The organism is Rhodanobacter sp. K2T2, from assembly GCF_013408815.1.
GTDB lineage: Bacteria > Pseudomonadota > Gammaproteobacteria > Xanthomonadales > Rhodanobacteraceae > Rhodanobacter.
Genome location: NZ_JACCCA010000003.1, coordinates 1 through 25847 on the forward strand (window position 1 = coordinate 1; position 25847 = coordinate 25847).

Genomic DNA, 25847 nt, shown 5'->3' on the forward strand with positions numbered 1-25847 from the left:
CGGTCCAGCGTTTGATTTCTTCTTCCATCACGATGCTCATGGGGGTGCTCCCTTGGGAAAGTAACACCTGAGCAGGATTTCAGTGGGTCATTACAGCATGGCGTAATAATCGGTGTCCTGATGTTGGGCAACGGACAAGCGAAGGGTTTCCCAAATGGGTCCAGGGGGAAGGGCTTCAAGGACTTCCATCAGCGAGGCCTTCGCTGGTACCCGCACGAGGTTTGCTGATTCAAAGATTTGCCGAATCAGCTTCGCCGTCGTTGCTGAAGCCCGGTGGTCACCTTTGACTTCACGCTCCATTGCACTGTAAAGCGGTTTGGAATGAGGTGAACCCATTTCAATCAGCTGAGGAGCGCTCATCCCGGTTACGACCCATAGCATCATCTCGGGCGTTGGAATGATCCCGTTTGAAATCTTGATATCGGTGGACTTGCCGAACAGCAGCAAGGGTCGACGCAAAACGAGAGAGGAAAGTTCGTTGAGGTACCAAGGACCACGCATGGCAACATTGAGCAAGATAGATACTATGATTCGATGAAACGCGTTTTGGCTCAACATGAAAAAGTTGGTTGGCCGGGTCAGTTCGACATATCCGCGACAAGGGACTTATGATCAAAGACGGCGGTATGCCAACACTTTCTAAGTGGTCACCCGCTCAATCATAGCAACGATTTCCACCTCGCCCAAAAGCCGCGCCAGATCGAGAGGCGTTTGTCCTGAATCGTCTTTCTTGGAGATGTCAGAACCATTCTTTAGAAGCCACTCCACAACGCCAATGTGACCCTGTTCTACGGCGTTATGGAGGGGTGAGTAGCCGTGCTCTCCGCCATCGTTGATTGATGCACCTGCACGAAAAAGAGTCTCCAATTCATCCATGGATCCACGCGTTGCCGCAATATTTATAGGTCTATCGCCAAATAAACTAGTTTGGTTCAGATCAGTCAATGCTGTACCGCTATATTCGGGCAACATTTGGTAACTCGAAAGCAGATCTTCTATATTCATGGTCGCTCTCAAGGGCAAGGTTTCTTGCATGCGTCTTCAACAGCTTTTTCCGCCGCCTCAATTGCCTTAGTCAACTCGTCAATTTGCTGATCATGGCCCGGCTGCCCATCAGAATAAGATGCGCCCCACTTTTCCCTAAAGCTCTGACGCATTGCCACGCATTTCTTTAATCGTTCAAGGTTAGCTTCGGCGTCTTTGCACTTGTCCCCAGACGGGGGAACGGAAGACTTACAGACAGTGCTGTAGGCCTTACGATCCAATGCCCTTTGAACAATGTCAGATTGACTTAATTCAGTGATTGCTAGCGAACCGACAAACACACCAACAGCTATCGCATCACCGATCGGATCTTCCGGGCCACCACCAGCCGCATCCGTTATAAGCGCTCGCTCGAGCGCCGTGTTGAGCGGGCTCGGCGCAACCAAAAGACCAGCCGCATCGGTATACATCAGCGGGTTATTTTCCGCGTAATCGAATGTGCTGATTCCGCCATTCAAGCCGATTGGATCGCTCTGCAGATAGCGCCCCGTAGTCGGTTCGTAGTTGCGATACATATTGTAGTTCGTTCCCGTTTCCGCATCGTAGTACTGGCCGGGAAAACGCAGATTGAGAATTAAACCGCCAGCTGATGTAGGCGTCTGTTCGCCGAAGGCATCACCAGCGTAAGGTCGACGCCAAACCTCGGCACCGGAGACATCTGTTACAACGCGGGGCGTGCCAAGTTGATCCGCATGAATATAGTCAAACGTAACATTCGCAGGGCCTGTCGCATTGGAAGTGATAGCGGCTACCGGAATGCCGTCGAGCCAGACGTAATCTTTGACGGTCGATGCCGTATGCTCCTCGATCAAATTGCCTGATCGATCATAGTCATAGTTCGTTGTGGTTGACTGCGGCGATGTTGCTACTTTTTGTATTCTCTGCCCTAGCCCGTCATAGGTATAAGTCGCGACGGTTTGACCATTTTGTTGAACCAAACTCATCCGGTTGCGTTGGTTGTAAGCGAACCCATAAGTTTGTGCGCCCACCACGCTGCCTGTTGTATTGCCATTGGCATCATTTGCACGCGGCGCATTACCGACCGCACTCAACTGATGGGTCCCTGCTGTATAAGTGTAGGTACCGTTTGACAGACCGCTGCCGCCAGTTTTAGAAATTCGATCCCCGGCGGAATTATAATTGTAAGTCCCCGTTACGCTTTTGTTAGGGCCACTGGTTTGGATGACCCGGTAGATACCATCTAAAGCATAATTTTCCGTTTTTATTTGGCTAGGCGCGGTATCCACAGCCTGAGTTATCTTTCCCGCGCCATTAAGCGAAAAGACCAAGTTCAGATTCGTGCTGTTTACCCCCTTCAACCAATAATTATTGTCATAAGTGCGAACAACAGACTTGGTGACGCTGTTGATGGCGGCTGCCCCAACCGGTGGCTGGGCTTGACCGCCAAGCGTGTAGGACGAAATTGGACCAAATGGCAAATAATTGCTATTAGATACGATTCTTGCAGTAACACTCGAATTCGCCGCGTTAGTCGCCGTTGTCAAACCAATACTCGTCGCATGTCCGAGGTTGTCGTAGGCAAATGCGGCAACACTACCACTCGGATAAGTCGTACTGGCAAGACGATCTCCCAAGGTATATGTGTTTGCCGTGGTATCTGTTTGCCCTGCGGTTGTCTGAGATTTTCCGAGTATATTTCCTCGGTTGTCATAGCAAAATTTTGTGGCCGTACTGCCACCAACCGTTACGCTCGACAAGCGGCCAATGGGGAAACCATTACAACTTCCCACACCAGGAGCTACGTCATAAACGTATTTAATTGACTGAGTGCTATCCGAGTAATTCGCTGCCGTCAAGCGATTGAGCGAATCATACGCATAAGTAACTTGAACGCCATTAGCATCCGTCCTGCTGATCAAATGCCCTTGTGCATCGTAAGGCGTCAGCGTCACACCGGTGTCGGGACTCGTTGTTTTAGTGATGTGTCCAAGAGCATCTGGAACGTACGTCGTCACTAGGCCACTCGGATCTTTTACGGAAATCAGATGACTGTCAGCGTCATATGTGTAGTTCGTCGTGTAGTAAATACCACTTCCCGCTGATGTAGAAGACTTGACCCTACCTATCGAATCATACGTTGCTAACTGCTCATAACTCCAGGTATCAGTGTAAGTTAAAACATTGCGATCACCATCGTAAGTGAATATAGAAACAGCTCCTTGCGGATTTCTTCGCTGCAACTCTTCATTCAACGTATTGAAGGTGCTTGTGAAAGACATTACCGGAGTGGTTGCGCCGCTGACAAAAATATTTTGTCCAGTCTTGTTGCCCACCGCATCTAGTGTGTACTGCCGTGTGTTGCCTTGCGTGTCAGACACAGCGATCAAACGATGCGCCGCATCGTATGTGTCTGTCGTTTTCACGCCGTCCGGATCAGTGACTGAGAGCAAGTCGCCCGCAGTGCTATGGGTAACTGAAGTTATCGCATCGTTGGATGATGCCTGCCCCTTACCGTTCGCAAGCACGCTGATCGATTGCAACCATCCTCGAGCGTTATACGTCGTCGCAGTGTAGACCCCGTTGGGATCAGTGGTCCCGATAACTCGACCGTTTGCGTCGTAATCATAGAGGGTCTTTTGCAAAACGCTGAGCGTGCCATTTGCGCCCTTATCGCTCTCCGACATACGGTTGGCGACGTCAAAGTTAAAAGTCGTAGCTAAACCACTCGGATCATCCTGTTCGAAGACACGCCCTTCGACATCACGTTTCCAAGTCGTCACGCCACCATTTGCGTCGGTTTTCGTGTTGACTAAATTATTGGGGTAATAGGTATAAGTTGTCACGGCGCCGAGGGGAGTCGTAACACTCTCCAAATTACGCACGCCGTCATATTGATAGTAGGTCGACTGCCCTAGTCGATCAACGTGAGTAGTGATATCAAGATAGGTGTAGATATTTTGCTCGACGGACTTGTCCCAATACGTCGTGCTAATCAAGCGGTCAAGGTTATCGTAAGAGTACTTCTTGATATGGGAAGCCGAGTCCATGTCGCTAGCGCGGCGGCCAACGCTATCGTAGGTGTAGAAAATTGCATTGCCATTTTCATCCTCAAATGAATTTAGCTGCCCATTGCTACCGTAGTACCACGTTTTCGTGTGGCCGAGCGGGTCTGTCTCTGTTGTCTTTTGACCAAACGCATTGTATGTATATGCGTACGTCCGTCCATCTTCGTCGACATGGGTCTGCGCCTCATGCTGACTGTTGTAGTTCGACCAAGTTTCAGAAGACGTATAAGGTGTCTGCGCAGTAGAGTTGCGCTCGAAGCGATCGATCTCTAGCAGATCGATACCGTTGGCAGCATAGCGATAGTCCGTCTCGAGATAGCGACCATCAGCCCCACTGACCGTGTTGATCGCATCGGTGGACAAGGTCACCTTGTAATACGGATTGTTGTACTGATTTTGAACCGTCTGAGAACTGCCATCGGCTAAAATTCTTCCTGTCGAACTCGGCTGATAATAGCTACCGGAGAAATATGGCTGTCCGCCTGGGTGGTCCATCCAGACGCGATTTTCCAGCGGGTAAAGAACGCTTTCGAGCTCTTCAGATTTCGCGAGAGATTGTGCTGGCTTGCCATACTGAGCCGGCAGTCCACCCAGAACGTGCGCAAAATGCATGCTTCGTGCTTTCGTATAATCGCCTGGATAGAGAGCGTTAACGTATGCATCCCAAAAATAGGTGTTGCGGTAGTTCATGTTGACCTGCCCGTCCTGCTGCTTCGCAGGGACGCCTACGGGATCTGCATAGGCAATTCCAGTCGGTGCGTCGGTGGATTGAACCACTGAGACGTGGCCCAGGACATCGGTGGTCGTCAACGTACGATCGAATGATGGATACCCGCTCACCACATCATTGTCGTTTTCAACATATGCGAAACCCGTCTTTCCATAAGGCGTCGTCAACGCATTGATGAAGGTGCCCGAGTCGTAGCCGAACGACGACGTCATATTGACGGCGTCGGTTATCGACTGCAGACGCCCCACACTGTCATAGGCGAGGGACGTCTTACGACCGAACGGATCCGTCACGCCCGTAATCAAAAGTGGGGACAGAGAATTTGTGTAGTTGAAGGTCGTTACCTGGCCAATTGCATCCGTCAAGGTATTCAATCGGTAGGTGCTGTCATAGGAAAGCGTGACCGCATTGCCCTGAGGGTCAATGTGCTGTGTCCAATAGATATGACGTGGGTAAAAGCTACTGTTGTCGCTTGCGCTGTAAACATCCTTGCTACCGTCAGGCATGCGTCGCTCGTAACTCAGGGGAGACGTCGAAGCTAAAACCAAAATCGCACCGGTCTGAGGTTCGTTGGCAAAGCTGTTCGACGAACTGTTGTAACCCGAGTAGAAACGCGCATAACCGCCCGGCAAATATATTTGTACGTTCGCGCCAACACTCGTTGGGTCGTCGGTGACGTAGCTGAGCCAATTGTGTGTCCATTTGGGACCCACGTTTGAGTAAGAAAACGTCGCTGGCTGAGCTGGATCCTGCTGGTTGTAGGTAAAGTGAATATCAACCGTTGGACCGACCGGTGGTTTGTAGGCCACCGGTGTATCGTTCAAAACTAAGCCAACAAGCATGGACGTCGCGCAATAACGGGCCATGCCAGTAGATGGACCAGCCGCGCTATCCAAACAAGTCGGCGGGGGATTCGTACCACCGTTTAGGTCAGGACCCGAAGTTATACCGGCGCCACGGATGCGACCGGCTTCATCCATTCCAAGCCGCGTCCAATTGCTCGCAAGGAGCGTCTTAGAGGACACGAGGTAATCGCCACTTGTCTCCGCGTGGAAGGCCCGCTGAGAGGCCCAGAAATCGCGACCCATCGCGCTATCAATGATGTGATAACGACCACCGTGTTGAGCAACGACGGTCGCATAGTGGCCACTGCGAAGATGAACAACCGAAGGAATCGGAATGGCACCCTGACCCTCAACATGTACCGCTGTGACCGGTTGCGCTGTTGCTGCTGCAATTTGTACGAGGTCTTTAAGCGAATATCCCCTTGAATCACCTTTGAGCGAGGGCGTGACGCTGTCGGGTAAATGCACACCCTCTGCGTTCCATAAGGTCATGAGGGCCATCCAGCCGCACTCAAAGGTGCTCTCGGGATGCCCCTTCATTTCGCTCAACGCTTGTTTTGCGGATCCAAGAGGGACGGACAGCACGCCGTCCTCGCGCCCACTGGGATACGCCGCTAGAAGCGTCTGTACTTGTTTTTGATGGCCCAGTTTTACGTGTAGTGACAGCAATGCGGCAACAGCCCGTTGCCCAACAGCTCTCTCGCGAACCGTCCGCTGATTGGCGGCACCCAGCCGTGCTTGTTCATACGCATCAAGAGCATCGGAATACATTCCCGCCTGCTCACGCGCCAAGCCTATGTTTAACCATAGAGACGCTCGCCAAGGGTCGGCGGCAGGTGATGCAAGAAATTTTTCAAGAACGGCTGTGTTGCTCGCATCGCCACTCGCTCGGTAAGTCGCTACCGCACGCAGGAGCTCTTCCTCGCTACGGCTTGAGATATCGCCAAATGGAACCAGCGGCTCAGCAAAGACGCCGTATCGCTGGGGCGCACTTACAGACTGGTGAATGAGGACAGTCGAGTTCAGAACAAAGATAGGAGCCGTAATGGCACAAAAGCCAAGTGCCATCAAAAGATGACGGCGGCAAACGCCCAGATTGTGCATCGACATATCCCTATGAAAAGTATGTTGGAAAGGAAAATCAGTGAGGTGGCAGCTTGGGAAACATAGTCACCGGATTAATCGCAGCAACTCCAGGTAGGGGCTTCTGAGTCACTGCAGAAATAGCGACGCCGTCGCGCTTACGGTAAATTCCCGGCACATAAAAGCTTGCGCATTTCTTATCCCCCGCTCGACAGAGCACCAAAGCACACCCGTCTACGTCCCAATATTTGTGAGCGACAGAGTCTGCAGGCGGCGGCTCCACTCCTCCGTTATGCGGCGAGTATCGAACGAGATCACCTTCCCGCAAAGGCACGCGTGCGAACTCCCAGCGCGCCATCAGTACCGTCATGTTGCCATGACCAGAATCGATAACGATTGGGATAAGGTTCTGAGAAAAGAGCGCCTCGTCAGCTGGCAAAGCTTGCCAATACCCAGCAGCACGCATTCGCCGAAAAAGTGATCGCGCGGCGTCGTCAGTACCTGTACTGACTACTTTGCCGAGAACCAGTTGGTCAAACGCTCCGGAATGCGGAATACCGCAAGAGGCTTCTACGCAGGCGTATGGATTAGCCGGTGGATGGCCCGATGCATGAGCAAAGAGCGTGGTCGTCGCAACAAAAGGTACGACCACACATAAAAATTTCGATATGCTCCGAAGCCTAAACATTCGGGATGCGCTCGATAGCCTGGCTAGGCGATTCGCTCGAACAGCTGACTAGCGCTGCACGCGAGGCAGCGCTAAGGCCGGAAGGCACAACCCCCGCGCTGAAAACCGACCGGATTTTCATCTTCATCCCCTGTTGTCATCCTGACGAGGCCGAAGCTATCTCAACTTTCGTGACTTTGCCAGAACTAAATGTGGGTTATGGAACGCAGAGCAGCAGCCTTCGTCTCTACGAAACAAAGTCCGTTGAGGTTATCAGAGTTTCTGGACACGCTCTGGACACGGCCTTGGCGTGTTTTAACGTGGTTTAATGTGGCCTAAATTTTTACAGATGTTTCTCTTATGCCATTTGTGTCTTCACCCACATCACAAAACTGGTAAAACTGAGTTTTGAAAATCCCCGTGTCGGCGGTTCGATTCCGTCCCCGGCCACCATGTAGAACAATGAATTAGGCTATCCTCGCGGGTGGCCTCTTTCATTTGTACGAATGCCATGCCTGCCTTAAAGCGCGACAGTGCATTTACACAGCTGACGACGTTGCGATCAGCGCAGCCCCGCGAGCGGGAAAATGCAAAACATCCCGCGCTCGCGCTGTGAGATGAGGCCTGCGAATCTATCGTTGCCTTATTTCTGACGCGTGCTGCCGGACAGTTCGACGCGTCGATTCGGCGATAGGCAGGCGATCAATGCCGCACGCTTTTTGTCGTTGCATTGCACGACCGGGCTCGCCTCGCCCCTACCCTCGCTGTGGATGGCGCTGGCCGGAACGCCGCCCTGGATCAGATAGCCCCGCACCGATTCCGCGCGCTGCTTGGACAGGCGCAGGTTGGCTTTCTTGCTGCCGATACGATCGGTGTAACCGACGACCAGAATATCTTGCAACTGGCTCGCGACCAGCACCTCCTGCATGAACTGGCCCAGGCTTTCGCGGCCTTCTTCCGTCAGGTCTGCACTGTTGAACGCAAACAGCGCGTCGGCCGACAGCCGAATCGGGTCGCTCGGTAGCGTCGGCATCGGTGCCGGCACGGCTGACGCCGTTTGCACCGCCGGCGCTTCAACCGTCTTCGGTTTATCGACGATCAGACGACATGACTCCGGTTTCCAGTGCGTCGTCTGCACGCGATGTTTGCTGTCGAAGTCGATCTGGTATTGACAACGGGAGAAGTCCGCCTCGCCGTCTTCACGGCGAAAGTTGAAGATGTAATTCCACTCTTTGACGCCGAACACGCCTTCGTCGAAATGCGGCGTACCGAGCAATTTGTACAGCTGATCCTTGGTCATGCCGGGGATAACCTGCCGCAGGTTTTCCGGGCTGACGTAAGCGCCTTCGGGCACGGTGGACTTGGCCGGATCCGGGAACGCCACTTCACCCTGCGCTTGGCTCGCCTTAGGCGCATGTTGGGGCAACGTGCTGCACCCAGTAGTCAGCAACAACCACGCGCAGGCAACCGGCAGAACCAACCACGGGTGTGCTTTGAACCCTTGCATGACGTCCCCTGAATTCCGGTCGGTAAAATTTATGCTTCCGATGAGGAATATCTCACCATTGCATTCCCGCGCCAATCGTCAGGCCATCGTTGCCACGACTATCGGAGGAACCGGTTGCCTTGTAGACCCAGCGGCCGTTTTCGGAAATGGTTGATACGCCAACCGCAACACCGGATTGACCGCGGAACGTACCAGCCGATGCGGCCGCCATGGTTTTGCCCGGCAGATAGGCCTGCGGCAGCCCTGCCATCGCCATGGCGCCGGCAACGCCGGCATTGACCTGATTCCCTACCCGCTGGATCTGGCTATCGAGCACAGCGGTTCGCTGATCGGTATAGGTTTGCGCCCAGTTTTGTGCCTGCTGCACCCCCGCATTCAACTGGGCCACGTTTGCAGCATCGGTACTGGCGGTTCCTGCCGCCACATTGCTTATCTGTCGGGTGGTTGCAGTGCTTCCCACGGAAACCGTATTGGCAGCGTTCGCCACGGAACCCGCCCCCAAGGCCACCGAGTTATCGGCCGTCGCCGAGGCACCGGCACCGACGGCTACAGCGTAGTCGCCAGTGGCCGCCGATCCGCTGCCAATCGCCACGCTATCGACAACCGTGGCATGGGCCGCCTGCGGGTTGGCCAAGGGCATCAAGAAGACCCTTGCTTGAGGCGCTGTCGAAGACGACGCGGCGGCAGGCTGAACCGCATCCGCGTCAGACGCATGCGTTTGCTGCGGCACTGCAAAACAGAGTAGGGGTAGAAATGCGACCAGACTTAACGGCACCCCTTTCCAAGGGCGCATTTCCAGCACTCGAATGACAGTCATCGGGTTCCCAACAAAGATAGTTGCGCTGTTCCGTGCGCAATATCTCACTATTCCCGATCGGCGCCAAATGGCGGGCGGAAATGGTCGTGGCGTTGGGCCAGATAGCCATTCGGCGAGGTGGCGTGCCCTTCTCCAACGTGTCGGTCAGCTTTCTATCCCCCGCTCTACCATTGCATGCCGGCACCGACCGACAAGCCTCCGTCGCCGCGAGTGTCGACCGAGCCGGTCAGTTTGTAGACCCAGCGCCCGCCTTCGGAGATCGTTGAAACGCCCACCGCAATGCTGGATTCGCTGCGGAACGTGGCAGCGGCTACGGCAGCCATACTCTTGCCTGGCTCGTAAGCCTGGGGCAGCCCCGCCATGGCCATGGCGGCCGCAACACCCGCATTGGCGCGATTGCCTATCTGCTGAATCTGGCTGCTGAGTGCTCCGAACCGCTGGTCGGTATAGTTGGCAGCCCAGTTCTCGGCCTGTTGAACGCCTGAATTGACCTGACCGACGTTCGCCGCATCGGTATCGGCCGTACCCGCCGCCACATTGGTGATTTGCCGCTCGCTGCCGGGACTGCCCACCGAAACCGTATTGTCGCGACTGGCCACCGAGCCTGCGCCAAGCGCCACCGAGTTGTCGGCAGCGGCGGATGCACCACTGCCCACCGCAACACTGTTTGCGCCAGCGGAACTGGCCGTCGGACCGATCGCCACGCTATTGCTGCCACCAGCCGTAGCGCCGCCGGCCGTCGAATTGACCTGCACGTATTTGCTGCTGGACCCGCCACTTTGATTGATAGCGCTAATGTCGTTGTACAGACTCAAATTGCTGTAGACATTGGTGCTGTCCTGCGTCCAGTGATACAGCTGTCCTCCATTGACGGCGTCGGTACTTGCCGCCGTCTCGGCACCAGCGGCAAGGTTGGTCACTGTTACCGGCTTGCCTGTCCCGTCCCCCGTCAGCGTCACGCTGTTGGTTGGGTTGCCGGATGGGTCGGCGTTGTACACCACGGCCAGTTTGCTGTTGGCTGTGCCGCCCCCTGCCTGCGATGTGACCGCCTCCAGCTGCGCGAGATTCACCGCATCATCGGGAGAAGAGCCTGCCGCAACGCCGGTAATCTGGCGATTGCCGATATTGACTTCGCCCGCCGATGTCTGCCGGGCGGCCAAGCCATAAGCAACGTAATTGATTTGGGCGCCGACAAGGGTCGCCGACCCGGCACCCAGCGCAACGCTGTTGGCAAAGCTGGCTGTCGCCCCGCTTCCCACGGCAATGCTGTTGGTGCCGCTTGCAAGAGTGTTGTCGCTTACCGCCAGCGAATAATCGCCCTGCGCCGTGGCACCGTTGCCCATCGCGAAACTATCCGTGCCGGAGGCCAGGGCATTCGGGCCTGCCGCCGCTGCATTCAAGCCGGTGGCTGTCGATCCAGCCAATAAGGAATGCACGCTGTAGTACTTGGTGCCAGCGGTATTTGTGAGATCGTTGTATAGACTGTAATTGCTGTATTGATTCGTTGTGTCCTGGGTCCAGTGCCAAAGCTGGGAGCCATTGACTGCGTCCGTACTTGTCGCACTCAAAACGCCTTGATGCAGGTTGGTAAGCGTAGTGCCATTGGTAAGCCCTCCATCCGTACTTACCACGCCGGCCAGCGTCACGCTGGTTCTAGCGGCACTGTCGTACTGCACTGAATTGGCGGCATCCGCCGAGACGCCTTGCAACTGCTCGACGTTGACAGCGTCCGTCGGGGCGCTGCCGGGAGCGACGCCGGTGATCTGACGGTTGCCTATGTTGAGTTCGCCGCTGGAGATTTGCGGCGCGACCAATCCGTAAGCGATATAGCCGGTCTGTGCACCGACCGTTGTGACCGATCCGCTGCCCAACGCAATGCTGTTGGCAAAGCTGGCGTTGGCACCCGTGCCTATCGCGATAGCGTTGTCGTTGCCCGTCGCCGCGCCGCTGCCCAAAGCAACGGACGTGTTGCCTGTCGCTATGGCGACTGGGCCGGCGGCGATGGAATCCACGCCGAGCGCACTGCTGCCGATACCGGTGCTGTTGGCCTGGAAGTATTTGCTGGTGGTGTTGTAGATATTGCTGACGGTATTGTTGGTCGCGTAGAGCTGTGCACCGTTCACCGCATCGGTGCTGGTGGCGTTCAGTGCCCCCTGCTGCAGGTTGGTGATCTTGGTGCCACCGGTCACGCCACCGTCGATGCTGGGGGTGCCGGCGAGCGTGATGCTTGCCTTACTGGCATCGTCGTACTGCACTGAATTGGCCGCCGTGGTTGCCACGCCCTGCAATTGCTCGACGTTGACGGCATCTGTGCCCAACTGCCCGGGAGCAACTCCCGTGATCTGGCGATTACCGATATTGAGCTCCCCGGCAGACGTCTGTGGCGCGGCCAGCCCGTAAGCGATATAGCCGGTCTGGGCGCCGACCGTCGTGACCGACCCGCTCCCCAAGGCGATGCTATTAGCAAAGTTGGCGTTGGCACCCGTGCCTATCGCGATAGCGTTGTCGTTGCCCGTCGTCGCGCCGCTGCCCAAAGCAACGGACGTGTTGCCTGTCGCTATGGCGACTGGGCCGGCGGCGATGGAATCCACGCCGAGCGCACTGCTGCCGATACCGGTGCTGTTGGCCTGGAAGTATTTGCTGGTGGTGTTGTAGATATTGCTGACGGTGTTGTTGGTCGCGTAGAGCTGTGCACCGTTCACCGCGTCTGTGCTGGTGGCGTTCAGTGCCCCCTGCTGCAGGTTGGTGATCTTGGTGCCACCGGTCACGCCACCGTCGATGCTGGGAGTGCCGGCGAGCGTGATGCTCGCCTTGCTGGCATCGTCGTACTGCACTGAATTGGCCGCCGTGGTTGCCACGCCCTGCAATTGCTCGACGTTGACGGCATCTGTGCCCAACTGCCCGGGGGCAACTCCCGTGATCTTGCGATTACCGATATTGAGCTCGCCGGCGGACGTCTGCGGCGCAACAAGCCCGTAAGCGATATAGCCGGTCTGCGCACCGACCGTCGTGACCGATCCGCTACCCAAGGCGATGCTGTTGGCAAAGTTGGCGTTGGCCCCCGTACCTATCGCGATAGCGTTGTCGTTGCCCGTCGCCGCGCCACTGCCCAAAGCAACGGACGTGTTGCCTGTCGCTATGGCTCCTGGGCCGGCGGCGATGGAATCCACGCCGAGCGCGCTGCTGCCGATACCCGTGCTGTTGGCCTGGAAGTATTTGCTGGTGGTGTTGTAGATATTGCTGACGGTGTTGTTGGTCGCGTAGAGCTGTGCACCGTTCACGGCATCGGTGCTGGTGGCGTTCAGTGCCCCTTGCTGCAGGTTGGTGATCTTGGTGCCACCGGTCACGCCACCGTCGATGCTGGGGGTGCCGGCGAGCGTGATGCTTGCCTTGCTGGCATCGTCGTATTGCACGGAATTAGTCGCATCGGCAGCGACACCCTGCAATTGCGCCACGTTTACCGCATCCGTAGCAGCACTTCCTGCCGCGACATTGGTTATCTGACGTTCCTGGCCCGGCGAACCAATGGACACCTCTCCCGCCGACTGTTGCAACGCGGTCAGGCCATAGGCCGTGTAATTGGCCGATGCACCTCGACTAGCCACGGACTGATAACCGAGCGCCACGCTGTTGGCGGCGCTGGCGGTCGCCTCCGCACCCAGGATGACCTGGGCGTTTGCCGTACCCGACGCACTATCGCCGATCACCACGGAGTGACCCAACCTCGCCTCGTAATCAGCTGTAGGCACGCCGGTGGGGTTGTTGGGATCATTGGGCCCGCTACCCGGAAAGGCGACATTGGCATTCACCGGGGGAAGCGTGTGGCTGGCATTGGTGCCGATCACCACTTCCTTCGAACCGTTGGCCGTGGCGCCGTCGCCAACGAGTACCTGGTAATCCTGCGCCGCATTGATGCCATAGCAGGCGACGCTGACCACAAGAGCATTGAGGCAGGTCGAGGCGAAGGCTGGCGCCTGGCTGGGCAACAGCAGGCCTAGCACTCCATTCTGGTTACCGTTGTTGATGTTGTTGATATAGCTATTGGAGATTACCCCGCCAAGCAAGGTCAGATGCGAGTTCACGCCCGTGCCACCGACCAAGGTGCCGGTCGTTGAGGTCAGCAGCGTGCCCACCGGATTCAGCGTGAGCGTCGGAATGCCCAGCACATTGACAACGGAATAGCCCTGGCTGAAGTTGACATTGCTGACCTGCAGCGAGCCGTTGGTGACGTATCCATTGCCGCCAGCAAAAAGGCTGTTGGTCGTTGAGCCCAGCAGCTGCGTCGCGGTACCGACGACGCCTCCATTGCCGACAATCAGACCCGTCGGCGAACTGCTGGGCGTGGGGAACACCGGCACGGACGCGGCGACCGATCCGGACAGCGAAACCGGCGTGTTCAGCGACGGCAGCAGTGCCCCTGTCGCTGCCGTCGAAACCGAATTCAGCGGCGCGAATGTCAGAGGAGATACGCTCGCGGCTGCCGTCGTAGCGACGTTCTGTGCGTCGGTGTCGTCGACAACATCGCTTGAGCTTGTTTCCACAGATGCCGTTGCCGACGTATCCACGGAATGCTTGAGGCGACGATCGGCCGCGTCGCCGACGAAAGCCACCGAGCCGGACAGGCTGCCGGTCGCTGCGGCATTCGCAGCAAGGCTGCCGGAAAGGGACGCCTTGGTGACGGAGGTAGGTGCAGGCGCCGTCTGCACTGCTGACCCGGCAGAAAGGGCAGCCGAGGTTTCAACGGCACTCGATTTATCTGCCGCGTCCGCCGTAGCAGTTACTGCGATGGGAGTTTTCGGTGGAAGCGTGGCAGCCGCATTGACAGCCAACTCTGGTGAAGGGAGAGATGGGGTCGATATCGTTGCTATGGGACTAGTTTTATCGACCGCATCGGCGGCGGCCGAAACAACGAGCGGGGCCTTGGGTACTGGCGTCGATGCAACCGATACTGCCGGTGTCGATGAAACTGCCGGAGCCGTCTCAACCAGACTTGCTTTATCCACGATGCCTGCTTCCGGCGTCGACGGCAGGCTCGCCTGGACCAAGCCCACTTTGTCCAGTGCGCTTACCGGAGCTGCAGGCGGCTGCGCGGGCCCGCTGATCGCCACTGGCTGCGCACTAGCTGCCGATGCGGAACCCGAACCCACTTTCGCGCTGCTCGACTGCTGCGCAAGTGGACCACCGGTCGCCTGATTGAGCTTTCGGTCAGCCGTATCGGCCGTGGTGAGTGCAGCCCCATCCGCTTCGCTTGTGTTGGCCGAAGTGATCGCGTCTCGTGGGTTGAGCGCGCGCTGCGAGGAAGCAGCTGGCGTGGTGTACGCTGCCGTCGCCTTGGCGGACACAGAAGGCGACGTTGTCGCCGAAGAAGCCACCTCTGTCGTGGAAGCGGAAGATTTGTGCGCTGGCATCATGCCAATGGAGATAGTTGAAGCGCGCCGTTTCATCGTTGACGCAAGAGAAGATGCCGAGGTTTCGCTCGACGCCGTACCGGCATCGCCCACCGCGCTCTTGGCGACCGTCTGCACCGGCGCAGCGCTGGCATGGCTTGTATCGTATTTGGCGATGAGCGACTGCAGGTCATCCAACTTGGCATCGCCACTGGATTGAGCACTGGCGCCCGATGCAAACAACAGCCCGCTCGCACCCACAAGGGAAATAAACAGCAGCTTGCGCGTGGCACCGAAGGTACGTCGATCGACCTTGCTCGCGCTACTTGAGCAGTCGCCGTGGTGGGAGGATGCCAGCTCCGACGCTACGACCAAAACTCTGCGCGAACGGCACCACACCAGACGATAGATACGATTCATAGCTGCCCCCTAATACGTGATTCATGCTAGATGTCGCCATGCCTCGACGCAACTGGAACAGCATTTGCGCACTGCTGCTTCTGCGAGATCCGATGCGTCGATTTGGTTTCTATCGAAGCGCGAAGTGGCGCTTGCATATATACCGATTCGGCAAGACAAATGGAAAAATGCGCTGTTTGTTGAATCTAAATCGAGTCACGCGAGAGTCGCGCTCAGAGAAAAGCGTGCTTATTCGGTTGCGCACCACAAAAAAACGAGCTGATTCGGCATCGCTGTGTTTTTGAAAAAGCACCATTCGAGATTCAGCTATAGGCAATTTCACGCGCCGTTGATGGTGCGGTTGTTTCGGCGGGCGGTGCGCGCATCAAGGTATCGCGAGGCAATTCGCCGAATGTGTGTCGATAGTGATCGGCAAAACGGGAGAGATCCCATAGCCCACAACTCAATGCGACCGACTTCACCGAGCGCCGACTGGCATCCGCGACCGTCAAAGCCCTGAATGCCGTGCACAATCGCAACATGGAGAGATAGCGGTTGGGTGAAAGCCCCAGCAGATCGTCAAATGCATAACGCAATGCGCGCTCGCTGACGCCGGCCGCTTTGCAGAGTTCGTCGAGATAAATCACCCGACGCATGTTTTCGCGCATGTAGTATTCGGCCCGCTGCACGATTTGATAATGAGCACGCCGCCCTCGCGAACATTGCGGTCGATCATCGGCCTGCGCGCTGAGGCCGGCCAGCAGATGATTTTCCAGCAAGATATCGAGCTCTTTTTCGATGAGAGAAGCCGGCGCGTCGGCACGAGGTTCCTGGAACAGATGCTGATGCACCTTTTCGAAATTGGCCGACAGCGTGGTACCGAGCTGCGAACCGGTAAGGTCAAACATCGCCAGAAGACGGACGGGGATATCCAAGTCTGGATGCACAAGCTTGGCAAATTTATGCCTTAGACGCTGTAACGGCACAAGCATGATGCTGGCGCGACTGTCGGCACCGAAAACAAACTCGCTGACGCTGCCGGGAAATACCGTAAACGCCGTGCCCGACGATATCGGCGTACCGTTGCACCCGGTTGCGTTATTCGCGTCGTGCAGGCAACCGAGCAGGCACCAATCGGCGGGAATCGCGAAACGTCCGCGGAAAGAAAAATCCGTTTCGATGTGACATAAAACCGAGTCGCCCACGACTTCGGAGTCGATGGCCGCTCGTTTGAGGTGGGCGCCGAGCACTACCGTTTCCATGTCGCAGACCTTGAGTACGCCATTGAGCGATATCAGGTCTTGGGGAAGTAACGCGCCTGCGTTTTTTGCAATCATGATGCCCTGCTCCATTTGGCGACCAATCTATTGGCGACTTGAACCGACTTCGATTTGAGCCCGGACCGCTCGCTCGACCAATTTCGCTTCCTTGGCGACGGCCGAGTCTTTAATCGCTTGAAATCTTGCTCATTGCCTGGCTCTGTTTCGATTGAAGCCTTGCGCCTCGATAAAGAGTGCGCAAATTCGGCAACATTTCGTTCCCCGTTGAATCGAGTGTCATTGCGCAAAATCTCGCGCCCTCCAGTCGCGCCAGGCGCCTAGGGGCCTGGCAAGCGCCACTTGACCCATTGCGCCGCACTATTAGACTCCTTAGTTTTGGTTTTGGGCGGAATAAACTGGGCCATCCGCCCACCGCGGGCTATGCCATCGCCGGTAACACTGCTCAAGTTAGGTTAGGGATTGCATCGATGATCGACAGCGGGCACGGACGACGATTCTCCAGGTGGTTGATCGCACTGACTTTCACCGGCGTCTCGGCATGTGTCGCCCCCGTTCACCATCCCAGCGCACCTGCCGTACAGAGCAAGCGTGCGCCCCAGCGGGCCTCCAGCGGAACGGTGGCCTACTTGCACCAGCTGATCGACAGCCGTCAGCTGACCCAATTGCGCACGACCTTCAACGGCCACTACGGCGCTACGCTGTTTTTTCAACCGGACAAGCTCAGCTACTACGTGGCGCTTTTCCATGGCGACCAGTATTGGCGCGTCATCCAGACCGACTCGGAGCGAAGCGCGGAATCGATCTACGACGCCTTCGCCCGGCAGTCCGAAAAGCTGGCCGAAGTCGATATCGACGCACTGAGGCTGAAGGCGGGCAACGCGTATGCCGAGCAGATGGTGGCGATGAATGAAAAGCGGCTGAAAAACCTGCAGCAGGAGGCGGATCGCCAGCAACAGCAGGCTCGGGAGGTAGCTGCGCAGCAACAGCAGGCGCAACAGCAGGCAGTGGCGCTTTCCAATGATTTGCGCCATACCAGCAGCCAGCTGGACGCGTTGAAAGCGAAAATCCGAGAACTGGAGGCGCAACAGGCCAATCCTGAGGTGGTTCTGCCGCCGCCATCTTCCATCGACAAGCCGTCAGTCCCCAATCCGTCTGACTAAGAGCCTGTTCATGATCTCTACCTACCGCGCGCCGGGAGGGGTTGCGCGCAGGCCAAGGAAGAACGAGGGTAGGTGGGGAGGCGCCATGGATGGCGCCGGCTTTGAGGAGCGAGGAATAGCTGTCGGTTCAGACGGAGCGATGACACCGGGATGGAGGCACCCCCGAGCGGCTGTCGGGATAACGCGTCGAGCTTACGAGAAGTAACCCAGCGGCTTCACGCGTCGAATGCTTCTATGCGCTCGTTGCAAGCCCACCTACACTGACCAACCTATGCCCAATCAGCCTTTGACCACGATGATTTCTGCCAGCGAGGCGGAACAGCTGATTCGCGAGCACATGGGGCGGTTCGCCGCGCAAACCCGCTCCATCGATGACGCCGCAGGCTGCATTTTGCGTCAATCCATCGTCGCCGAACGCGACCAGCCGCCGTTCGACCGCGTCACGATGGACGGTATGGCGATCCGTTTCGAGGATTTCTCGAACAGCAAGCGCCGCTTCGATATTGCGGGCATGCAGGCAGCCGGCATGGCGCCGATGACGATGCATCCGGAAGGCGCCTGCGTCGAGGTGATGACCGGCGCCGTGATGCCGGACGGCTGCGACACGGTGATCGCCGTCGAACAAACCCGGCGTGAAGGATCGCAGCTGGCTGTCGCGGCCGACTACGAGCCGCAGCGCGGACAGTTTATTCACCGCCGCGGCAACGATTGCCAAGCCGGCGAAACGCTTATCGAGCCCGGTGCCAAGCTGCGCGCGCCGGAAATCGCCGTGATCGCCGCCAACGGCTACGGCTCGGTCGAGGTGTCCACCCAGCCGCGCGTGACGATTCTCGCTACCGGCGACGAGCTGGTGGATGTGGAAGCCCCGGTAGCCGCCTGGCAGATCCGCCGATCCAACGATCGGGCACTTGCCGCGCTGCTTGCCAGCCGCGGTCTGAGCGAGGTGAAGCTCAAGCACGTTACCGACGACCGCGACGTGCTGAAAGCGGCTATTGCCGAGCAACTCGACACGCGCGATGTATTGATCCTCTCCGGCGGCGTGTCGATGGGCCAACGCGACTTTGTGCCGGGCGTGCTCAGCGAGCTCGGCGTGCAACGAGTGTTCCACAAGATAGCCCAGCGCCCGGGCAAGCCGATGTGGTTCGGCATGGGGCCGAAGGGTCAGGCCGTGTTCGCGCTGCCCGGAAATCCGGTCTCAGTGCTGGTCTGCGCCACGCGATACGTGATGCCGGCGCTGCTCGGCGCCATGGGTTGCACGGCGCCGCCGCCGACCTGCGTGACCCTGGCAGCGCCGATCGACTTTGCCGCCACGCTCACCTATTTCGTCCCCGTGCGAATGCAGACCGATATCGCCGGCCTGCCCATCGCCATGCCGCTGCCGCCGCAGACCTCGGGCGATTTCTCCGCGCTGACGCAGACTCACGGCTTTGTCGAACTGCCGCCTGAAAGGTCGCACTTTCCCGCCGGTTTCATCGCTACCTACTATCCTTGGTGAGATGAACTCTCTGGACGCCCTCCCCGACGCGCTCCTTGCCAGGCTGGCTCCGCCGCTGGACATGTTCGCTCGCCCGCTGCACGACCTGCGCATTTCGGTCATGGATCGCTGCAACTTCCGCTGCCCGTACTGCATGCCGGAAGCCAAGTACGGCAAGGATTTCGCCTTTCTGCCGACGGCCGAACGGCTCGATTTCGATGAAATCGTGCGACTGACCAGGCTTGCCGCCCTGCTGGGCGTGCGCAAGGTGCGTATTACCGGCGGCGAACCGCTGCTGCGTCCGAATCTGGCCGAACTGGTCAGCGAGCTGCGTGCGATCGAATCGATCGAAGATATCGCGCTGACCACCAACGGCGTGCTGCTGGCCCAGCAGGCGCCTGCGCTGATGGCGGCCGGCCTGAAGCGCGTCACCGTGAGTCTGGACTCGCTCGATCCCGCAGTGTTCTCGCGCATGAACGGCGGCCGCGGCGAATTGGAGCGTGTGCTTCAAGGCATCCGCGCCGCGAGCGCCGCCGGGCTGGGCGATCTCAAGGTCAACACAGTGTTGCAGCGCGGCGTCAACGATCACACGCTGATCGACATGCTCGAGTATTTCCGCGGCAGCGACATAGTGGTGCGCTTTATCGAATTCATGGACGTAGGCAACCTCAACCACTGGTCGATGGCCGAAGTGGTGCCGTCGGCCGAGTTGTTGCAGCAGATCGAGCAGCGCTGGCCGCTCGAAGCCCTGTCCGGCCACTATAAGGGCGAGGTGGCCAAGCGCTATCGCTACCGCGACGGCCAAGGCGAGATCGGCTTTATCTCGTCGGTGACGGCACCGTTCTGCGGCGCCTGCACGCGCGCGCGCATTTCATCGGACGGCTCGCTGTATACCTGCCTGTTCGCCGAGCGCGGCATCGATCTGAAGACGCCGCTGCGCGGCGGCGCCTCGGACCAACAGCTGCTCGACATGATGCGCAGCGCCTGGCTGCAGCGTACGGATCGTTACAGCGAAGAGCGCGCCACGCCGCAAGCGCAGCATCACAAAAAAATCGAAATGTATTACATCGGAGGCTGAATGCTCTCGCACGTGGGTTCGGACAATCAGCCGCGCATGGTCGACGTCGGCGCCAAGGTTGCCACGCAACGCGTGGCGCGGGCGCAGGCGCGTGTGCTGCTGCCAGTCGACGTAGCATCGCAGCTGCGCGAGGCCGGCCATATGACGCCCAAGGGCCCGGTACTGACGACCGCCAACCTGGCCGGCGTGATGGGTGCCAAGGCCACGCCGCAGCTGATTCCGCTGTGCCATCCGCTGATGCTGCAGCGCTGCCGCGTCGATCTGAGTGTCGAAGGTGACGAGATCGTCATCGTCTGCGAGGTCGCCTGCCACGGCACCACCGGCGTGGAGATGGAAGCGCTCACCGGCGCCAGCATCGCCGCGCTGACGGTGTACGACATGTGCAAGGCGATGTCGCACGACATCGTGATCCGCGACGTGCGCCTGCTGCATAAATCCGGCGGCAAGCGCGATGTGAATACCGAGGCGACGTCCGCATGAGCGCGTCGACGCAATCATCGGCCGCCACCGTCTATGGGCTGGTGCTCAGCGGCGGCGCCAGCCGGCGCATGCAGCACGACAAGGCGCTGATCGACTACCACGGCGAACCGCAGCTGCTGTGGACGTATCGCCTGCTTTCATCGGTTTTGGATCGGGTCTTCATTTCGGTGCGCAGCGACCAGCGCGACGAACCGGTGCGTCGGGACCTGCCGCAAATCGTCGATGCCTTCGAGGATGCCGGCCCCGCCGCTGGCATCCTGTCCGCCCAGGCGCTCTACCCCGACGTGGCGTGGCTGGTCGTAGCCTGTGATCTGCCGCGACTGGATACCGCAACCTTGCAACATCTGCTGCAGGCGCGCGATCCCAGTCGCGATGCAACGGCCTTCATCAGCACCCACGACGGCCTGCCCGAGCCGCTGTGCGCGCTGTGGGAGCCGGCCAGTCACGCCAAACTTCTGGAACGCGTTCTGGCCGGACGCAGCTGCCCGCGCAAGGCGCTGATCCAGGGGAACACGCAACTGCTGCAGCCTTACACGGCGCATGCGCTGGACAACATCAACACACCCGAAGAACTGGCCACACTGCGAGCTGCCCTCTGATGACCTCCGTTACCGTGGAATACTTTGCCCAGCTGCGCGAGCAGGCCGGGCAAGGTCGCGAAACCATTTCCAGCGCTGCCGAATCCCTCGCCGCGCTCTACGCCGAGCTGCGCGAGAGGCACGGTTTCCGGCTGGATACCGCCCAGCTCAAGGTCGCCGTGAACGCGCAGTTTCGCGACTGGCAGCAGCCGTTGGCCGAAGGCGACGTGATCGTTTTCATTCCGCCGGTGGCCGGCGGATGAGCCGCGTCAGCATTGCCGCGCAGCCGGTCGACACCAATACGCTGCGGCGTGAACTACAGCGCCCGGGCTGCGGCGGCTTTTGCGTATTCGAAGGCTGGGTGCGCGAAACCAACGAGGGGCGCGAGGTCAGCGGCCTGGATTATGAAGCCTATAACGAGCTGGCGATCAGCGAAGGCGAGCGCATCATCGACGAGGCCGTGCAGCGCTTCGGCATCGCCGACGCCCGCTGCGTGCATCGCGTCGGCAGCCTGGCGGTCGGCGATACCGCGGTATGGATCGGCGTGGTTTCGCCGCATCGCGACGAGGCGTTCCGCGCCTGCCGCTACATCATCGACCAGGTCAAGATGCGCCTGCCGATCTGGAAAAAAGAGCACTATCTAGTCGGGGAGTCGTCCTGGGTCGCCTGCTCACACGGCCCTGCGGAAGAACACGACCATGCCCACCATGGTTGATTGAAGATTCAACCCGCCTGCGGATGGCAGGTAACCTGGAAGGTATCTGCAGCGAATGGATCAGAGACTTACCGCGTAAACTCGATATCAAGCCGTTGATCCGCTGCCGGGGAACCCTTTCATGACCACGGAAACCGTGACAGAAAACGTGATGGGCCCGAGCCCTGCGGCGATCACGCCGCCCGCTCCGGCCGCATCAAAACGGCTGGTTTACCGCCACTCGCTGCCGATCCGGCTGATGCACTGGATCAACGTAGTCAGCCTGTCGCTGATGTTCTTCAGCGGCCTGCAGATCTTCAATGCGCATCCAAGCCTGTCGTGGGGCAACTACAACAACCCGGACAAACCGCTGCTGGCGCTGGATGCGCGCGAAGACGCGAGCGGCAACCTCATAGGCATTACCCGCATCGGTAAGCACGAGTTCAACACCACCGGGGTGCTCGGTGTTTCCAAGGGGCCGGACGGCACGCCGACGGCGCGCGGCTTTCCCTCCTGGCTCACCGTGCCCGGTCCGGGCTGGCTGTCGATGGGCCGGCAATGGCATTTCTTCTTTGCCTGGATCTTCGTGCTCAACGGGCTTTGCTACATCGGCTATTCGCTGGCGAAGAAGCACGTGCAGCGCGACCTGTGGCCGACCAAGGCAGACTGGCGCGGCATCGGCCGGTCGATCGCCGACCACGTGCGCTTCAAACATCCGCACGGTGAGGAAGCGCTGCGCTACAACATCCTGCAGCGGCTGGCGTATCTGATCGTGATCTTCGTCTTCGGTATCGGCATCGTGCTGATGGGCCTGGCGATGTCGCCGCGAATGGATGCGGTGCTGTCGCCGATGGTGGAGCTCGTCGGTGGCCGGCAGGCGGCGCGTACGATCCACTTCATCATCGCCTGGGCCTTCGTCGCCTTCGTGCTGATCCACGTGTTCGAGGTGTTGATCAGCGGCGTGTTCAACCAGCTGCGCGGCATGATCACAGGCTATTACAAGGTGGACGTGGAGCCGGTGAGCGTGGTCAAAACCGAACCGGTGGCGGTGATTAAGGAGACGACCCATGACTGACCGTCGGACGTTTCTGCGCATGGCCATCATGGGCACCGCGGGCCTGCTGGTCGCCGGCTGCGACAAGATTTCGCAAAGCAGCTGGGGCCCGAAGGTGCTCGGCAAGGCTCAAGGGCTGAACCGACGCGTGCAGGCGCTGCTGTCGCCCTCCAGCGCCATGGCCAAGGAATACACCGAGGCCGATATCTCGCCGACCTTCCATCCGAACGGCACCACCATGCCGGACACGGACGAATACCAGGCGCTGATGGCGAACAACTTCCGCGATTACAAACTCAAAGTGACTGGCCTCGTGACGACCCCAGGCGAGTTCTCCATCGACGATCTGAAAAAACTCGACAATCGTACGCAGATCACCCGCCACGACTGCGTCGAGGGCTGGAGCGCCATCGGCAAATGGCAGGGCACGCAGCTGTCCGCCCTGCTCGATCACGTCGGCGTCGATCCCAAGGCGCGCTTCGTGGTGTTCCACTGCCTGGACAATATGGACGTGGACACGCCCTACTACGAAAGCGTCGATATCGAGGAAGCGCGCCATCCGCAGACGCTGCTTGCCTTCGACCTCAACGACAAACCGCTACCGGTGTCGAACGGCGCGCCGCTGCGCCTGCGCGTGGGTCGCCAGCTGGGCTACAAGCAGGCCAAGTACATCGGCAGCATCGAGCTGGTCGATAGCTTCGCCAAGATCGGCAGCGGCAACGGCGGCTACTGGGAAGATCAGGGCTACGAGTGGTACGCCGGCATCTGAGCTGGCGACGATTGCGCCGACCTTCGGACGGCTAGACCTGTCGGCATCGGCTCCCTACTATCGGGAGTGGATTCCCACGACAGGTAGCCACTCTTGAAACGATTGATTCTTTCCACGCTCGCGCTGGCCATCTCGACGGCCGTGACGGCCGCCGCCGTCAATGCGCCCACCTTCGATCCACACCGTCTGTCCGACGAGGTCAAGACGCTTTCCTCCGATGCGTTCGAAGGCCGCGGCCCGGCCACACCGGCCGAAACCAAGACCATCGACTATGTCGTCGCGCAGATGAAGGCCGCCGGCCTGCAGCCCGGTGGCGACCTCGTCAACGGCAAGCGCGCGTGGACCCAGGCCGTGCCGCTGCTGCGCACCGAAATCGTCGGTACGCCGACGCTGAGCCTGTCGATCGACGGCAAATCGCAGTCGCTTGCACAAGGCAACGAAATCGCCGTGCGCGCACCGATGGACGGCTCGACGTCCGTGGCGATCGCCAATGCACCGCTGGTGTTCGTGGGCTACGGTGTCAGCGCGCCCGAGCGTCACTGGGACGATTTCAAAGGTGTCGACCTGCACGGCAAGATCGCCGTGGTGCTGATCAACGATCCCGACTTCGAAACCGGCGTCGGCGATTTCGGCGGCAAGGCCATGACCTATTACGGCCGCTGGACCTACAAGTATGAAGAGGCCGCACGCCAGGGCGCGCTCGGCATGCTGGTGATCCACGAAACCGCACCGGCCTCCTACGGCTGGAACACAGTGAAGAACTCCAACATCATCACTATGTTCGACATCGTGCGCGACAAACCGGCCGCCGTGCACCCGCAGCTGGAAGCGTGGATTCAGCGCGACCTCGCCGTCGACATGTTCAAGCGCGCAGGGCTCGATTTCGAGGCGCTGAAAAAACAAGCGCAGACGCGTGCGTTCAAGCCGGTGACACTGAAGGGCGAAAGCTTCTCGGCCAGTTTCAAGGTCGATTCCAAAGTCATCACTTCGCACAACATCGTCGGCCGCATCGACGGCAGCAAAAAGCCCGACCAGACCGTGATCTACAGCGCGCACTGGGATCATCTGGGCGTCGGCCAGCCCGATGCCAAGGGAGACCGCATCTACAACGGTGCCGTCGACAATGCCACAGGCACGGCGGCGTTGATCGAGCTGGGCCGCGCCTTTGCCAAGGCGCCGCGACCGGAACGCTCGGTGGTGTTCCTCAACGTCACCGCCGAAGAGAAAGGCCTGCTCGGCTCGGAATACTATGCTGCCAAGCCGCTGTACCCGCTGGCCACGACGGTGGGCGTGATCAATATGGATGCGCTCGATCCGCACGGCCCATCGCGCAATTTCACCATCTCGGGCAGCGCCAAACTGGGCCTGCTGGACGACCTGATCGCCGACGCCAAGACGTTCGGCATGGTCTATAGCCCCGACCCGAAGCCGGAAGCGGGACACTTCTTCCGCTCCGATCACTTCTCGTTTGCCAAGCGCGGGGTGCCGGCGATCTCGTTCGGTTCGGGTAACGACTGGGTCGACGGCGGACTGGCGGCGGGCAAGGCCGCTGAGGATGACTACACCGCCAAGCGCTATCACCAGCAGGGCGACGAGTGGCAGGCCGACTGGCCGTTCACGGGCATGGCGCGCGATCTGCAGGTGCTTTACGTGCTCGGCAGCCAACTGGCCAACTCCGACGAGTGGCCGGACTGGAGCAAGGATTCCGAGTTTCGCGCCACCCGCGACAAGACCGCTGCCGAACGCAAGTAATCCTCAGCAGTAGCCAAACCCAC

General features: G+C 58.8%; 18 protein-coding genes. 11 read left to right on the forward strand and 7 right to left on the reverse strand.

The window, feature by feature from the left end:
• Positions 1-90 precede the first annotated feature (90 nt).
• The 6 genes from HDE78_RS05765 to HDE78_RS05790 form a co-directional block, all read right to left on the reverse strand.
• A complete protein-coding gene (locus HDE78_RS05765) occupies positions 91-558 on the reverse strand; it encodes a hypothetical protein (RefSeq protein WP_179477591.1) in 468 nt (155 codons plus the stop codon).
• An 81-nt stretch (positions 559-639) separates the two neighbouring features.
• Complete coding sequence (locus HDE78_RS05770) at positions 640-1005, reverse strand: ankyrin repeat domain-containing protein (protein WP_179477592.1); 366 nt, start codon at positions 1003-1005, stop codon at positions 640-642.
• 8 nt (positions 1006-1013) lie between these two features.
• Positions 1014-6749, reverse strand: coding sequence for an RHS repeat-associated core domain-containing protein (locus tag HDE78_RS05775; RefSeq protein WP_179477593.1), 5736 nt, complete (start codon positions 6747-6749; stop codon positions 1014-1016).
• Positions 6750-8038: 1289 nt separating this feature from the next.
• Positions 8039-8902: an OmpA family protein gene (locus HDE78_RS05780; RefSeq protein WP_179477594.1), complete on the reverse strand. Its 864-nt coding sequence runs from the start codon at positions 8900-8902 to the stop codon at positions 8039-8041.
• 52 nt (positions 8903-8954) lie between these two features.
• Positions 8955-9719: a YadA family autotransporter adhesin gene (locus HDE78_RS05785; protein WP_179477595.1), complete on the reverse strand. Its 765-nt coding sequence runs from the start codon at positions 9717-9719 to the stop codon at positions 8955-8957.
• A gap of 164 nt (positions 9720-9883) precedes the next feature.
• Positions 9884-14425, reverse strand: a complete 4542-nt coding sequence (locus HDE78_RS05790) for a YadA-like family protein (protein WP_345776035.1) — start codon at positions 14423-14425, stop codon at positions 9884-9886.
• 547 nt (positions 14426-14972) lie between these two features.
• Here HDE78_RS05790 and HDE78_RS21010 point away from each other — a divergent pair.
• Positions 14973-15326 (forward strand): hypothetical protein, encoded by a 354-nt coding sequence (locus HDE78_RS21010; protein ID WP_255457699.1) that lies wholly within the window; start codon positions 14973-14975, stop codon positions 15324-15326.
• Positions 15327-15828: 502 nt separating this feature from the next.
• On the opposite strand, the gene HDE78_RS05795 is transcribed toward HDE78_RS21010, so the two are convergent.
• Positions 15829-16857 carry a helix-turn-helix domain-containing protein gene (locus tag HDE78_RS05795; protein WP_255457662.1) on the reverse strand — a complete coding sequence of 343 codons (1029 nt, stop codon included), beginning with the start codon at positions 16855-16857 and terminating at the stop codon, positions 15829-15831.
• A gap of 395 nt (positions 16858-17252) precedes the next feature.
• Here HDE78_RS05795 and HDE78_RS05800 point away from each other — a divergent pair, with 395 nt between their 5' ends.
• The 10 genes from HDE78_RS05800 to HDE78_RS05845 all read left to right on the forward strand — a co-directional run bounded on the left by HDE78_RS05800 (position 17253) and on the right by HDE78_RS05845 (position 25824).
• Positions 17253-17945 (forward strand): DUF2968 domain-containing protein, encoded by a 693-nt coding sequence (locus HDE78_RS05800; protein WP_179477597.1) that lies wholly within the window; start codon positions 17253-17255, stop codon positions 17943-17945.
• Between the two features lie 271 nt (positions 17946-18216).
• Entirely contained in the window at positions 18217-19440 is a 1224-nt protein-coding gene (locus HDE78_RS05805) for a molybdopterin molybdotransferase MoeA (protein WP_179477598.1), read from the forward strand.
• 1 nt (position 19441) lies between these two features.
• Complete coding sequence (gene moaA, locus HDE78_RS05810; RefSeq protein ID WP_179477599.1) at positions 19442-20497, forward strand: GTP 3',8-cyclase MoaA; 1056 nt, start codon at positions 19442-19444, stop codon at positions 20495-20497.
• Positions 20498-20977 carry a cyclic pyranopterin monophosphate synthase MoaC gene (gene moaC / locus HDE78_RS05815; RefSeq protein WP_179477600.1) on the forward strand — a complete coding sequence of 160 codons (480 nt, stop codon included), beginning with the start codon at positions 20498-20500 and terminating at the stop codon, positions 20975-20977.
• Positions 20974-21576 (forward strand): NTP transferase domain-containing protein, encoded by a 603-nt coding sequence (locus HDE78_RS05820; protein ID WP_179477601.1) that lies wholly within the window; start codon positions 20974-20976, stop codon positions 21574-21576. The genes moaC and HDE78_RS05820 overlap by 4 nt, the downstream gene beginning before the upstream one ends.
• Positions 21573-21818 (forward strand): MoaD/ThiS family protein, encoded by a 246-nt coding sequence (locus tag HDE78_RS05825; RefSeq protein WP_218862120.1) that lies wholly within the window; start codon positions 21573-21575, stop codon positions 21816-21818. Before HDE78_RS05820 ends, HDE78_RS05825 begins: the two co-directional genes overlap by 4 nt.
• Positions 21815-22270 (forward strand): molybdenum cofactor biosynthesis protein MoaE, encoded by a 456-nt coding sequence (locus HDE78_RS05830; RefSeq protein ID WP_179477603.1) that lies wholly within the window; start codon positions 21815-21817, stop codon positions 22268-22270. Before HDE78_RS05825 ends, HDE78_RS05830 begins: the two co-directional genes overlap by 4 nt.
• A 121-nt stretch (positions 22271-22391) precedes the next feature.
• Positions 22392-23324 (forward strand): cytochrome b/b6 domain-containing protein, encoded by a 933-nt coding sequence (locus HDE78_RS05835; RefSeq protein ID WP_255457663.1) that lies wholly within the window; start codon positions 22392-22394, stop codon positions 23322-23324.
• Positions 23317-24072, forward strand: coding sequence for a molybdopterin-binding protein (locus tag HDE78_RS05840; protein WP_179477604.1), 756 nt, complete (start codon positions 23317-23319; stop codon positions 24070-24072). Before HDE78_RS05835 ends, HDE78_RS05840 begins: the two co-directional genes overlap by 8 nt.
• Positions 24073-24165: 93 nt before the next feature.
• Complete coding sequence (locus tag HDE78_RS05845; RefSeq protein WP_179477605.1) at positions 24166-25824, forward strand: M28 family metallopeptidase; 1659 nt, start codon at positions 24166-24168, stop codon at positions 25822-25824.
• Positions 25825-25847 lie beyond the last annotated feature (23 nt).

Coding starts and splice junctions, on each gene's coding strand:
- HDE78_RS05840 (WP_179477604.1), top strand. CDS start 23,317: ATGACTGACCGTCGGACGTTTCTGCGCATGGCCATCATGGGCACCGCG.
- moaA (WP_179477599.1), top strand. CDS start 19,442: ATGAACTCTCTGGACGCCCTCCCCGACGCGCTCCTTGCCAGGCTGGCT.
- HDE78_RS05795 (WP_255457662.1), bottom strand. CDS start 16,857: ATGGAGCAGGGCATCATGATTGCAAAAAACGCAGGCGCGTTACTTCCC.
- HDE78_RS05800 (WP_179477597.1), top strand. CDS start 17,253: ATGATCGACAGCGGGCACGGACGACGATTCTCCAGGTGGTTGATCGCA.
- HDE78_RS05775 (WP_179477593.1), bottom strand. CDS start 6,749: ATGCACAATCTGGGCGTTTGCCGCCGTCATCTTTTGATGGCACTTGGC.
- HDE78_RS05780 (WP_179477594.1), bottom strand. CDS start 8,902: ATGCAAGGGTTCAAAGCACACCCGTGGTTGGTTCTGCCGGTTGCCTGC.
- HDE78_RS05820 (WP_179477601.1), top strand. CDS start 20,974: ATGAGCGCGTCGACGCAATCATCGGCCGCCACCGTCTATGGGCTGGTG.
- HDE78_RS05770 (WP_179477592.1), bottom strand. CDS start 1,005: ATGAATATAGAAGATCTGCTTTCGAGTTACCAAATGTTGCCCGAATAT.
- moaC (WP_179477600.1), top strand. CDS start 20,498: ATGCTCTCGCACGTGGGTTCGGACAATCAGCCGCGCATGGTCGACGTC.
- HDE78_RS05805 (WP_179477598.1), top strand. CDS start 18,217: ATGCCCAATCAGCCTTTGACCACGATGATTTCTGCCAGCGAGGCGGAA.
- HDE78_RS05830 (WP_179477603.1), top strand. CDS start 21,815: ATGAGCCGCGTCAGCATTGCCGCGCAGCCGGTCGACACCAATACGCTG.
- HDE78_RS05835 (WP_255457663.1), top strand. CDS start 22,392: ATGACCACGGAAACCGTGACAGAAAACGTGATGGGCCCGAGCCCTGCG.
- HDE78_RS05785 (WP_179477595.1), bottom strand. CDS start 9,719: ATGACTGTCATTCGAGTGCTGGAAATGCGCCCTTGGAAAGGGGTGCCG.
- HDE78_RS05765 (WP_179477591.1), bottom strand. CDS start 558: ATGTTGAGCCAAAACGCGTTTCATCGAATCATAGTATCTATCTTGCTC.